General features: G+C 47.1%; 9 protein-coding genes. 2 read left to right on the top strand and 7 right to left on the bottom strand.

The annotated features are described in order from the left end of the window. Window positions 1-109 precede the first annotated feature (109 nt). The gene (locus OLMES_RS12280; protein ID WP_087461525.1) at window positions 110-2,527 is read left to right on the top strand and encodes a bifunctional diguanylate cyclase/phosphodiesterase; all 2,418 of its coding nucleotides are present in this window, start codon (window positions 110-112) and stop codon (window positions 2,525-2,527) included. A gap of 128 nt (window positions 2,528-2,655) precedes the next feature. Next, a complete protein-coding gene (gene pta, locus OLMES_RS12275) occupies window positions 2,656-4,800 on the top strand; it encodes a phosphate acetyltransferase (protein WP_087461524.1) in 2,145 nt (714 codons plus the stop codon). A 33-nt stretch (window positions 4,801-4,833) separates the two neighbouring features. Here pta and der read toward each other — a convergent pair whose 3' ends face one another. The 7 genes from der to pilW all read right to left on the bottom strand — a co-directional run bounded on the left by der (window position 4,834) and on the right by pilW (window position 12,987). After that, window positions 4,834-6,270, bottom strand: coding sequence for a ribosome biogenesis GTPase Der (gene der, locus OLMES_RS12270; protein ID WP_087461523.1), 1,437 nt, complete (start codon window positions 6,268-6,270; stop codon window positions 4,834-4,836). Between the two features lie 42 nt (window positions 6,271-6,312). Continuing rightward, window positions 6,313-7,551 (bottom strand): PQQ-binding-like beta-propeller repeat protein, encoded by a 1,239-nt coding sequence (locus tag OLMES_RS12265; protein ID WP_198343320.1) that lies wholly within the window; start codon window positions 7,549-7,551, stop codon window positions 6,313-6,315. Between the two features lie 4 nt (window positions 7,552-7,555). Beyond that, on the bottom strand, window positions 7,556-8,254 hold the full coding sequence (locus OLMES_RS12260) for a YfgM family protein (RefSeq protein WP_087461521.1): 699 nt from the start codon (window positions 8,252-8,254) through the stop codon (window positions 7,556-7,558). A gap of 74 nt (window positions 8,255-8,328) precedes the next feature. Next, on the bottom strand, window positions 8,329-9,585 hold the full coding sequence (gene hisS, locus OLMES_RS12255; protein WP_232465360.1) for a histidine--tRNA ligase: 1,257 nt from the start codon (window positions 9,583-9,585) through the stop codon (window positions 8,329-8,331). A gap of 118 nt (window positions 9,586-9,703) precedes the next feature. Further along, window positions 9,704-10,816 carry a flavodoxin-dependent (E)-4-hydroxy-3-methylbut-2-enyl-diphosphate synthase gene (gene ispG, locus OLMES_RS12250; RefSeq protein WP_087461519.1) on the bottom strand — a complete coding sequence of 371 codons (1,113 nt, stop codon included), beginning with the start codon at window positions 10,814-10,816 and terminating at the stop codon, window positions 9,704-9,706. 151 nt (window positions 10,817-10,967) lie between these two features. Then, the gene (locus tag OLMES_RS12245) at window positions 10,968-12,161 is read right to left on the bottom strand and encodes a RodZ domain-containing protein (RefSeq protein WP_198343319.1); all 1,194 of its coding nucleotides are present in this window, start codon (window positions 12,159-12,161) and stop codon (window positions 10,968-10,970) included. Then, on the bottom strand, window positions 12,154-12,987 hold the full coding sequence (gene pilW / locus OLMES_RS12240; protein ID WP_087461517.1) for a type IV pilus biogenesis/stability protein PilW: 834 nt from the start codon (window positions 12,985-12,987) through the stop codon (window positions 12,154-12,156). The genes OLMES_RS12245 and pilW overlap by 8 nt, the downstream gene beginning before the upstream one ends. Window positions 12,988-13,045: the final 58 nt, after the last annotated feature.

The following is a 13,045-nucleotide window of genomic DNA, read 5'->3' as shown; positions in this document are numbered from 1 at the left end:
GGCCAAAATAGTCAGCTTTTAATACCAATTGTCTGATTTACCGGGAAATATTGCTGACCCGAAATGGAAGACGAGCACTGAAGCACTTAAATTGAATTGATCCCGTGGCATGCAAAGCTTAACCAACAAAATACTCGCGTTTAAGAAAAGTTCCCCTCTGTCATACCGGATGTTGGCTTACATCCTGTTGTGTAGCTCCCTGTTTACGCTGTTTGCAGCAAGCATTCAGATTTATTCTGACTATAAACAGGACATATCACTTGTCGACGAACGTCTGTCGGTCATCGAAACCAGCTACATGAGCAGCCTGTCCCGCAGTCTGTGGTCGCTGGATCAAAAGCTACTGCAAGTTCAGATGGAGGGTATACTCAACCTCCCGGATATTGTGCATCTGCGCCTCAAGATATACCCCGATTCGGAAATTACCATGGGTGAAATCCCGCCTGGCATTTCAGTAATCACCTACTCTTTCCAGCTGAAACACGAAAGTGTTGAGATGTACGAACTCGGTGAACTAACTATTACTGCAAGTCTGGAAGACATTTATGCCAAGCTGAAACGCAAGGTAATCGTCATTCTCACAACTCAAGCCTTTAAAACTTTTTTTATCTCGATTCTGATTTTATGGATATTCCAGTACCTCGTAACCCGACATTTGGGAACAATGGCGATTTACGCACGTAATCTTAATATCAACAAGTTAGATACACCGCTCAAATTAGATCGAAAAGAAAAAAAGGATCACGAAAAAGATGAGCTTAACGAAGTCAGTGACGCCATCAACCAAATGCGTATCCAGCTGGTAAAAGATCTTGAACGGCAGAACAAAGATGCAGCGGTAATTAAAAAGCTATCACTTGCTATTGAACAAAGCCCTTCTTCTGTGTTGATTTGTGACGACCAGTGGTCAGTTGAATACGCAAACCCCAAATTCGTGCAATTGACTGGACATTCAGCAGATGACATTCGTGGGATGCATCCTCGGGACCTTTCTGATGCAGGCATGAGCGAAGAAGAAAATCAGCGGCTTTGGGAAAACATTCAAAATCAGGTGAAGCGTGTCGGTGTCTGGCAGGGGGAGATGCACAACACCCGAAGCACCGGGGAAAAATTTTGGGAACAAGTCATCATCACCCCGATTAAAAATAATGATGATAGTCCATCTAATTATTTAATTATCGGAGAAGATATCAGTATCCGAAAACGCTATGAGCAACAGCTCCTGCGACAAGCTAATTACGACATTTTAACTGGCCTGCCGAACCGAATGCTCGCTCTGGATCGACTCAAGCTCGCCCTGGCTCAAGCCCGAAGGGATGCGCAACTCGTTGGACTCATGTTCCTCGATCTGGATAATTTCAAACACATAAACGACACAATGGGTCATGATGCTGGCGATTCCCTGCTGATTGAAGCATCCCGCAGGGTTTCCTCCTGCCTGCGGGGAACCAGCACCGTGGCGAGACTGGGCGGAGATGAATTCCTGGTAATACTGCCCTCACTGGATTCCCCGGAAGATGCCAACCAGGTCGCAGACCGCATACTCGCTACGTTTGCTCCCCCATTCAATCTCAATGGCCAGGAAGTATTCATTAGTACCAGTATCGGGATCGCATTGTATCCAACGGACAGCGACAACAGCAGCAATCTCCTCCAGCATGCCGATGCAGCAATGTATCAGGCGAAAAGCAAGGGCAAGAGCGCGTACCAACGCTTCTCGCCTGAAATGAAGGAAAACAGCCACGAACGTATACAGATAGAAAGTCGATTACGTAGAGCGCTCGAATTAGACGAACTACAACTCTATTACCAGCCTATTGTTGAAGCGAAGACTGGTCGAGTGGTGGGTACCGAAGCGCTTATCCGGTGGAATAATCCGGCAATGGGCATTGTTTCACCCGACAAATTCATACCGCTGGCCGAAGAAACCGGTTTGATAATTCCAATTGGTAACTGGGTTCTACAGACAGCTTGCCGGGACATGAAACGGTGGCAAGAAGAAACCGGGATTGATTTCCTGGTCGCCGTTAATGTTTCGCCACGCCAGTTCCGGGACGCCAGCTTCGTTCGAACCGTCCTTGACGCGCTGAAGACCAATGAGCTCGAACCCAAACACCTTGAGCTCGAGATAACCGAACGCCTCATTCTTGATGACTCCATAGAAACCAGCGACATTCTCCGCACCCTTGATAAACACGGTGTACGCTTATCGGTAGATGACTTCGGAACGGGCTACTCTGCGTTAGGCTACTTGAAGAGCTATCCCTTCGACACCTTAAAAATTGATAAATCATTTGTTCAGGATGTGATTAATGAGGCTGAAGATGCAGCACTTGTTACCGCGATCATTACCATGGCACACAGCCTCGGCCTCGAGGTCATAGCCGAAGGCGTCGAAGAGCAGGAGCAGCTCGTTTTCTTGAGAGAACATAATTGTGACTGCGCTCAAGGCTACCTGTTCAGCAAACCAGTCACCGCATCAGAATTTAAACTTTGGTTGACAGAAAACCATAAACGAACTGCCTGACTGAGTCGCAACAGTTCTGTTACTTGTGATCTTTAAGTCGGGTTCTATCGCCACGATCAATTGAACTTCCCATCCCTTGCCTGAACTGAAATAATGTCCACCTAATCAATTCAGCAAGGGAATTTGTTGTGCCGAAAACACTATTTATTGCCCCGACATCCCAAAGTGCGGGCTTGACGTCTATTTGCCTGGGCTTGGTACGTGCCCTGGATAGCGTTGGTGTAAGAGTCGGTTTCTATAAACCGGTTACCCAGAGTTACGACGACAATCATTCAGTCGACCGCTCAATTTATTTTATTAAAGCAAAGACAGAACTGCTGCCACCACCCCCTATCCCAGTCAAACACGCGCAAAACCTGATCAGCAAAAAACAACTCGACGAGTTGATGGAGCAAATCGTTGGAGCGTATTCAGAACTCGCCGATCTGTATGATGTTGTGGTTGTCGAAGGCCTTGCTCCCGATCACAACGAACTTTATCTTGATGCACTGAATACCGCCATCGCAAAAAACATGGACGCAGATGTGATACTGGTAACTTCGCCAGGGCAACTAACACCTCCGCAACTAGATGAGCACCTGGATTTATCAGCACGTCAATATGCCGCACCCAATGATCCGGAAGTCATTGGCTGCATACTAAACAAAATTAATGCTCCCCAGGATGACAATGAATTCCTTTATCAACCCGAAGCAAGGGATTACACCCCTAAAACGGCTTACAACTATGTATCAGAGTCATTACTCTTCAACGATGATACATTCAAGTTAATTGGTTCAGTTCCTTGGCGGTCTGACTTAATTGCGCCCAGGACAGTCGATATTGCGACGGAGCTCAACACCATTGCGATCAACACAGGCGATATTGATCTCAGGCGAGTTCAGCACATCTCCGTCTGCGCACGGACCGTGCCCAATATGGTCGAGCATCTGCGCCCTGGAACTTTGATTGTGACACCGGGAGACCGGGAAGACATCGTTATCGCAACCGCGATGGCAGCGTTAAATGGCGTCCCACTTGCTGGACTGCTGCTGACCGGGAACCTCCAACCTGATCCGAGGGCATTGAAGCTATGTCAAAAAGCCTTTGAAACCGGCTTGCCAGTGCTTTCGACACATCTGGACACCTATGTCACTGCACAGCTTTTGTCACAAATGAACCATGAGGTTCCTGTAAACGACCTGGATCGCATAGAGACGGTTATGGATCTGGTCGCGCACTCAATTGATGCAGAATGGTTGAAAGCTAAATGTGCACTCCAGAAGGCCCCACGCCTGTCACCCCCAGCGTTCCGCTACATGCTCACCAAGAGAGCCAAAGAAGCCGCGAAGCGAATTGTATTGCCTGAGGGAGATGAGCCCCGCACGATCAGGGCTGCAATAATCTGTCACGAACGAGGCATTGCAAAATGCGCATTGGTGGGCAACCCCGAACAAATCAGGTTAGTTACCGAATCCCTTGCGCTTAAATTGCCAGAAGACATACAGATCGTTGATCCTGATACTGTCCGGGCAAACTACATTGCTGCAATGGTAGAACGTCGCAAGCACAAAGGTCTAACACCACAAATGGCCGAAGCACAATTGGAGGATAATGTAGTTCTAGCGACGATGATGGTTGCCGAGGGCGAGATGGATGGCCTTGTTTCCGGAGCGGTTCATACGACAGCAAACACCATTAGACCAGCCCTGCAATTGATCAAAACACAACCGGGCTCAAAGGTGGTCTCGTCAGTGTTTTTTATGTGCTTGCCGGAACAGGTACTGGTCTACGGTGACTGTGCAGTAAATCCAGATCCAAATGCTGAAGAATTGGCGGATATTGCAATTCAAAGTGCCGATTCTGCCCTCACATTCGGCATTGAACCCAGAGTCGCAATGATAAGTTACAGTACCGGCACGTCGGGTACCGGAGCAGACGTCGATAAAGTCAGAGAGGCGACTCGAATTGCCCTGGAGAAAAGACCGGATCTGATTATCGATGGCCCGTTACAGTATGATGCCGCAGCCATTGAGTCTGTTGCTCGCCAAAAAGCACCAAACAGCCGCGTTGCAGGAAAAGCAACGGTATTTGTATTTCCTGACCTGAATACCGGAAATACAACTTACAAAGCCGTGCAACGGAGTGCAAACGTCATTAGTATTGGCCCGATGCTGCAAGGCCTGAAAAAACCAGTCAACGACCTTTCCCGCGGCGCACTTGTGGAAGATATCGTTTTCACGATCGCCCTGACCGCAGTGCAGGCTATTCAATCAGAGATTCAAAGCTCGTAATAAAAAATCCCGCAATTGCGGGATTTTTCCGATCTATCGTTGCCGCGGTGCTTGTTTCTTTTTCGCGGCTTTTCCCAGACGATTTGGCTTGGAGACATCGTTACGCTTGTTTTGAGTACGCTGCTGTCGTGGTGTGAGTTTACTTTTCTTATTGGCGAAAGGGTTTTCACCGGTCTTGAACTCAAAGCGGATCGGAGAGCCCTTCACTTTCAACACCTTGCGAAATGTATTTTCAAGGTAACGCTTATAACTATCTGGTAGTGCGGTTGTCTGGTTTCCATGAACAACGACAATTGGAGGGTTTGAACCACCCTGGTGAGCATATCGTAATTTAATACGATGCCCCCTTACCATGGGCGGTTGATGCTCTAGCACGGCATCTTCCAGAATGCGTGTCAGCATGTTTGTTGACCATTTCGCCATTGAGCAATCGTAGGCTTCCTCAATCGACTTATATAAATTGCCTACACCTGTTCCGTGTAGTGCCGATATCAGATGCTGATTCACGAATGGCACAAAGTGTAAGCGACGAGTCAACTCGGCTTTTACTTCACTACGGGATTCTGGATTCATACCATCCCATTTATTTACCGCAATTACGATGGATTTACCTGCATCCAACGCAAACCCGAGAAGGTGTAAATCCTGCTCCACAATATTTTCTCGGGCATCCAGAACCAATACCACAACATGAGCATCATCAATCGCTTGCAATGTTTTAATAATGGAGAACTTCTCCACGGCTTCTTTAACATTCTTGCGGCGGCGGATACCAGCGGTATCAATTAATGTAAATCGTTTACCCATGCGCTCATAAGGAATATAAATGCTATCCCGCGTGGTTCCCGGATGATCATAAACCACAACACGCTCTTCACCGAGCAGCCGGTTTACCAACGTCGATTTCCCTACGTTTGGACGCCCTACGATACCAATTTTAATACCAGCGTCTTCAGACTCGCTATCGGATTGATCCTCTTCGATTGCCTCTCGGATGACATCCTCTGCCAGAGAACGTACACCTCTGTTGTGGGACGCTACGGTGAAATGCACATGCTCAAATCCTAATCGATAAAAATCTGCAGCTGCTACATCTGGATTCATACCATCGATTTTATTGATAATAAGATGCGTTTTCTTACCCTGGGTCCGGACCAGCTTCGCAATTAATTCATCAGCACTGGTGAGGCCTGCTTTCGCATCTACAACAAAAAATACAATATTTGCCTCAGCAATTGCTAAAGCAGATTGCTCCGCCATAGCTGCATCAATACCTTGCTCTTCACCTGTGATCCCACCGGTGTCGATAACAATAAATCTTCCAGCCTCAACATGGCCTTCACCATACTTGCGGTCGCGGGTCAATCCAGCAAAATCCGCCACCAAAGCATCCCTAGAGCGAGTCAACAGGTTAAACATCGTAGACTTACCAACGTTTGGTCTGCCAACAAGCGCGATAACAGGAATCATTCTTAAACCTCAATCAACTTCTAAAATAATGGCTGGATCGACCTATTCATCCGCGTCCGGCTTTTTCTTCAATTTCGGAGCCGTCAATATTTCTAATGTCAGCGCAGCCAGAGTCCCACCATTTCCATATACATAAAGCACTCCGTCATCTACGAACATATCCGTTCGGATACCATCGGAATCAATCTCTGTCCGCCCTATAATGCTACCGTCAGTCTGGGACAGAGCATGAATATACCCTTCAAAGTCAGCGACTAAAACCGATCCATCGAAAACAACCGGTGAGGTCAAACGCCGATAAGCGAGCTTTTTTTGCTCCCAGATTACAGATTTAGTATTCCGGTCTATTGACAGAATCCGACCTTCACCCGTGCTGGCGTAAACACTCAAATAACCATTGCTCACACTTTTCGAACTTGAAAGCGCTCGGGACCAAAACTCCCTGCCAGAAAAATAATCCAGTGCTTTCAGATTACTGTTAAATGCTGCACTAAACATCAGTTGCTCATATCGGAGCACCTTGCCATCAACATCAACCAGACGCTCCAATTCAGTCCGTCCCGATGGCACTCCGACCTGAGTTCTCCATACCGGAGCACCCGTTGAATTCTCGAGGGCCACCAACTCGCCATTCGCAAAGCCGGTCACAGTCAATTGATCATCCACAAACGGACTGGCAGTCCCCCGTAACGACAACACGGGTTCATCACTCTCAAAGCGCCAGCTAAGCTCACCCGTTTCCTTGCCGAAGGCGGTGACTTTTCCATCGATAGTCTGGACTACAACCAGTCGTTGATTTACCTGCGGAGCAGCCAGTGCTTCACTGGTTAGCTTTTGTCTCCATAACTCTTCCACGGGGGCAGGCTTCTCTGTCCACCAGCCGGAAAAAATACCCGCTTCAGTTTCAGCCAACGACGCACGGCGAAGCGCCACCACATCACCATTAAACGTGGAGTAATACAGGTTTTCATCGTCCGCGGTCACACCACCGGAAACATCTTCAAGCAGCTTGTGCTGCCATTTAGTCTCCCCGGTTTTCTTATCTATCGCCAGTAACAGACCTTCAGTGTCCGCTACGTACAAAGTATCACCATAAATCGCCGGCTTTAGGAACAAGTAGCGTCCATCAGTACCTTCGCCGATAGACTTGTCCCAGACTTCTACAATCTTTACACGCTCAATGAAGTCTTCTAGCTCCGCTGGCGCTTCTTTAACATCATCCGAACTACAAGCTGATATCAACCCTGTGATTAAAATCAGGGCTGCAGCTTTTATTGACACTATCTTATTCAAACTCACTGGTGATACCACTCAACCCGTTTTCATCACTTAAATCATATAGTTTTAACTCCAGCAGCGGGCTTTTTTCATTTTTCTGCTCGATCAAATCTGCTGCGGCTTGATACGCTATTCGCGCCTCATTCAGGTCGCCTTTAGCAACCAGAATGTCACCTTTAACCTCAAGTCTCTTAGGCTCAAACAACTCGCCCGCTTTAATGCCATCAACTATGGCCAAAGCGTCATCGAATTGTCCAGACTCACTCAATATACGCGCCAATCGAGTTTCAACAACAGCCTTGTATGAAGGCAGAAGTTTCTGAGATAGCACCCAGCGCACCTCGTTTTCTGCTTTTTCAAAGTCCCCCTGGGCGACATAGGCCTTCGCAAGAACCATTCCCGCATACGATGCATAAACGGAATCACCATGCCCATCTTTCAATTTATCCAGCAAGAGATTCATCGTTGAGATGGTTTTTTCTGCATCTTCGCCGTCAGCCAAGTTCATTTTGTTTGATGCTTCTAGCACCTGTTGATACAAGCTCGAAGCTTCATACCGCTCTGCCGCCATCTTTTTTTCAAATGCTTGCCAACCAAATACCAACGCCAATGCGATACCAATACCAATAATCAGAGAGCTACCATTGCTCTTCCACCATTTTTTAATCGCATCAATTTGTTCTTCTTCTGTACGATGTACTTCCACGTCCTTCTCCTATTTTCAGCTTTCACTGAGTTCGACCCAAGCCGATTGAATTCTTTATGGTAAAACGAAACAGACTAGTCATTCAGTAATGACATTATTTCAGTACTGAGTTCATTTAATATTAAAGTTCGCTGTGGCTCATCTTCCGACCTGAGGTGCTTCAATACAACGGATTGCCCTTGCACCTCTGACTCACCGATAACTAACGCAAACCGGGCACCGCTTTTGTCCGCTTTTTTGAACTGGCTTTTAAACGAACCTCCACCGGAGTTACCCACGATTACAGCATTCGGAATATCCGTCCGGAGCTGTTCTGCAACCTTTAGTGAATAAGTGGACGCACCTTCACCATTAGCTACGATGTAAACATCAGGAGCACTATTAACTGATTCGGGAATTTTCTCCAGGGTTTCAAGCATCAGCACTAATCGCTCGATACCCATCGCAAACCCCACAGCCGGTGTTGCTTTGCCACCAAGCTGTTCCACTAGACCATCATAGCGCCCTCCGGCACAAACGGTACCCTGTGACCCCAGCTTGGTTGTAACCCATTCAAATACGGTTTTACAGTAATAATCCAATCCGCGAACCAGCAATGGGTTTACCACATACTGAATACCCACTGCATCGAGATAAGCACATAGCTGACTGAAGTGCTCTTTTGATTCCGTATCCAGGTAATCATGAAATTCGGGAGCTTCACGCAATATTTTCTGGGTTTCCTGATTTTTACTGTCCAGAATCCGGAGTGGATTAGTCTCGAGTCGACGTTGGCTGTCTTCATCCAGCTGATCACGATATTGAGACAGATAGGCCACTAGATCCTTTCTGAATGCCGCTCTGGACTCACTATTCCCCAGCGTATTGATCTGGAGCTCAACGTCATCCATCAATCCGAGCGCTTTCCAGAGCCTTGCAGTAAGACAGATCAACTCCGCATCGATGTCTGGCCCGACAAAGCCAAAACACTCGACTCCAATCTGGTGAAATTGTCGATAACGACCTTTTTGTGGTTTTTCATGACGAAACATCGGGCCCTTGTACCAGAGCTTCTGGGTTTGATTGTACAACAAGCCATTTTCTTCACCGGCTCGGACACAACCCGCAGTTCCCTCTGGACGCAATGTCAGGCTATCACCGTTCCGGTCATTGAATGTGTACATCTCTTTTTCAACGATGTCGGTCACTTCGCCAATTGATCGTTTAAAGAGCTCTGTTTGCTCAAGTATTGGCATGCGGATTTCGTGGTAGCCATAACTTTGCAGTACATCAAATACCTGAGCTTCCAAATACTGCCATGCAGGAGTCTGCTCAGGCAAAATATCGTTCATTCCGCGTATTGCTTGTATCTTTGCCAACTCGATTACCCTTTTCTTCGCTACACCGCTCCAAAACGGTGTGTAATATCTACTTGATCCACTTAAATTGCCCAATTGCCGGAATTAATGTCTAACTTCGGGCAATTATGGCTTCTTGATTTTTTTCCTTTTCAAGCACCTTGTCCCGGATCAATCTCTCAAGATCATCTACCAGGGTTTCATTATTCAGTTTGTGATCGGGCACTCCAGATACATAAACCAGATTATTCGGAGTCCCGCCGGTTAATCCCAAATCCGCCTCTTTGGCTTCGCCGGGACCGTTTACAACACAACCTATAATCGCCACATCAAGAGGTGTATTAATATCCTCCAGCCGGCCTTCGAGCTCATTCATTGTGTTCACTACATCAAAATTCTGCCGCGAACAACTGGGACATGCGATAAAATTGATCCCTTTCGTACGCAACCGAAGGCTTTTGAGCAAATCATAACCAACTTTCACTTCCTCTACAGGATCAGCCGCCAAGGATATCCGGATCGTATCACCAATACCGTCCATTAACAGAATCCCAAGCCCAACAGCCGACTTTACCGCACCAGACCTGAATCCGCCGGCTTCAGTGATACCCAAATGCAAGGGTTGATCAATCTGATTTGCGATTTGTCGATAGGCAGCGACCGTCATAAATACATCAGATGCTTTTAAACTTATTTTGAAATTATCGAAATTATGACGATTCAGTATATCGATATGACGCATAGCGGATTCGACCAGCGCAGCGGGTGTTGGCTCGCCGTACTTCTTTTGCAGATCTTTCTCTAAAGAGCCTGCATTTACGCCAATTCTGATAGGGATATTATGGTACTTGGCAGCATCGATCACGGCCGCGACTCGGTCTTCGCGCCCAATATTTCCAGGGTTTATACGTAAACAATCCACCCCATATTCCGCTACTTTTAGCGCTATTTTGTAATCGAAATGAATATCCGCAACCAGTGGGACACTGGTTTTTTGTTTGATTTCCCGAAATGCTTCAGCGGCATCAAGGCTCGGAACAGAAACTCTGACAATATCTGCTCCGGCATTTTGCAATCGTTCTATTTGACCGACTGTTGCAGAAACATCACAAGTCTCAGTATTCGTCATACTTTGTACAGCAATAGGAGCGTCTCCCCCTACAGGCACATTTCCCACCATAATCTGCCGGCTTTTACGCCTTTTGATCGGGGATTCCATAAACATACAGGTATTCTCTTGAGGCTATAGATTACAGATTAACGTGTTCGCTTTGGAACTAAAGCGTGATAAAGGAGTGCATTGTACACTGGAAAGCGTGAAATTAATAAGTTACTTCATCGTAATCGTGAGCATCGTACAATTTGACCAATAGTCACTACTCACCGACCACGAACTGAACCCGGTTATTCCAGACTCGATAATTGGTGAAATCGATCTCAGCTCCATTGAAATACATGCTATCCACCGCAGATGCAGCACCGATTACCACAGTGAAAGGCAGGCTCCCCTTGTAGTCGATCGAATCCCCATCACGCTTCAACGCGGCAATAACAGTGCGACCTTTGCCATTTTTCACCTGAATCCAGCAATCAGCTGAAAACTGGGCAACCAATCGACCAATCCCGGTAACCGCTATGACGGGGGACTCCGCAACGGAGCCTGCAGCAACAGGGACTTCAGCAACAGGAACTTCAGCAACTGGCTCAGCTACAGATTCATTTCGCGGATTTTCGGTTGAATTCTCTACGTCCGAAGCTTCCGAATGATCTGTCGAAACAACTGTATCGACCTTAGCTGTCTTAGTCTTAACTGTCTGAGTCTTAACAACGACATTACCCGGTGCATCTTCTTGAACTGGAGAAGGATTTGATTCCGATGTGGGCCGCACTGTATCAGAGTTAACTACTCCAGCTCCAATCGGTTCATTTTGATCCATACCAAGCACTTCATCATCGGAAGACGTAACATCGATATCTGAATCAGGACGAGTTCCCCCTGTTTTTGTTTCCACCTCCCCATTTTCTATTTCCGCTTCCAACCCGGATACAGCGACATTCGGAGCTTCAACATTTCCTGTCGTATCGGAATGGATGGGTACAATTTTCGGGGAAACTTCAACGCGTTGCTCATCGAGGTCAGACTCACCTGTAAACGCACCAGGATTGATACTGATAACACCCTTGGAATAGAGCCAGAACACACCACCGCAAACCATCAGGATCACAGCAACGAATATTGCCGGGTTGTGAGATCGAGGTCTGCGCTGCTTTTTGCCAAGCTCCCCTACCAGATCCTGCTTACGGCTTTCCAACAACCCTTCGAGTTGTGCGACCACTTCGTTTTCCGGAAGCTTCACCAATCTCGCATATGCCTTGACATAACCCTTAAGGAACAACTCACCGGGTACCAGATCAAACGTATTTTTTTCAATCGCACTGACAATGGAAGGCCTAAGGTGCAGCTCCTCTGCGGTCTCATGAACAGACAAGCCCCGAGCTTCTCGCGCTGTTCTTAAACGCGATCCTACATCGTGTTCCGGTCCGGAATGCTCTTCGACCTGATCATTCATTGTCGTTTCGATCCCTATACTGTTGATACTCAAGTGAGTCTGCATAAAGGTCCCTGAGGATGCCGGAATAACTTTTTTCAGCTGCGGCATCCTGGAAATGCTCTGCCAACTGGATCCCCAAACTCAGAGACTGGGCAGAATGAGTTGCCGGTGACGTGCGCACCAGATTCAAGAAACGATTATAGTATCGTTGCGCCTCGTTAAAACGTCCTTCCTGAACGAGTAACTCGGCGACCTGCAAAAAAATCGCAGTGTCCTGGGCCCCCAGGCTTAGCGACTTTTCGTAAGCTGCAATTGCCAGGTCCGCCCTTTCTAACTTTAGCGCACACTGGGCCATATTACTGAAAACTCGATCACGGGATACGAAACCGGTATCTTCGGAAGCAATTGCAAACTGGTCATAAGCTTGTTGATAACGCTGCTGGGAGTACAAAAAAGCAGCATAATAGGTACGGCCGCGAGTAAAACCAGGCTCATTATCAAGGCTCTTTTTAAATTGCTCTTCAGCCAGCCTGTACTCACCTTCCCTCTGAAGCACTAAACCGAGTGCAGCATGCGCTCCGGAACTTTCACTGTCGAGCTCCAGCGCACGATTTAAATGCTTTCTCGCCCGAACCAAATCGCCACGCTCAATATAAGCAAGCCCCAACTGTATGTACGAAGTTAATGCTTCTTCTTTATCCTGTTTTCTTGTAAACGGACTTTCCGTGTGACTCACGCATCCAGAGATAAAAGCAAAGACGAGCGTCAACACTAACAGCCGCGCGCGCTTGAGAAAAACGTTTTTTTCCAACCCCATATTGTCTGAACGATTTTTACAATTCATAGAAAAAACTTAACGGAATAATTCTGTTTATCATTGACCAACCCAGTAAAGTTTAATC

The organism is Oleiphilus messinensis (assembly GCF_002162375.1).
GTDB lineage: Bacteria > Pseudomonadota > Gammaproteobacteria > Pseudomonadales > Oleiphilaceae > Oleiphilus > Oleiphilus messinensis.
Note: the sequence above shows the minus strand (reverse complement) of the source record. Positions and strands in the feature narration are given on the sequence as shown.

Bases quoted from the DNA above. Each gene is read 5' to 3' on its own strand.
- OLMES_RS12245 (WP_198343319.1), bottom strand. From the start codon at position 12,161: ATGAATGATCAGGTCGAAGAGCATTCCGGACCGGAACACGATGTAGGA.
- der (WP_087461523.1), bottom strand. From the start codon at position 6,270: ATGATTCCTGTTATCGCGCTTGTTGGCAGACCAAACGTTGGTAAGTCT.
- pilW (WP_087461517.1), bottom strand. From the start codon at position 12,987: ATGAATTGTAAAAATCGTTCAGACAATATGGGGTTGGAAAAAAACGTT.
- ispG (WP_087461519.1), bottom strand. From the start codon at position 10,816: ATGTTTATGGAATCCCCGATCAAAAGGCGTAAAAGCCGGCAGATTATG.
- OLMES_RS12280 (WP_087461525.1), top strand. From the start codon at position 110: ATGCAAAGCTTAACCAACAAAATACTCGCGTTTAAGAAAAGTTCCCCT.
- hisS (WP_232465360.1), bottom strand. From the start codon at position 9,585: ATGAACGATATTTTGCCTGAGCAGACTCCTGCATGGCAGTATTTGGAA.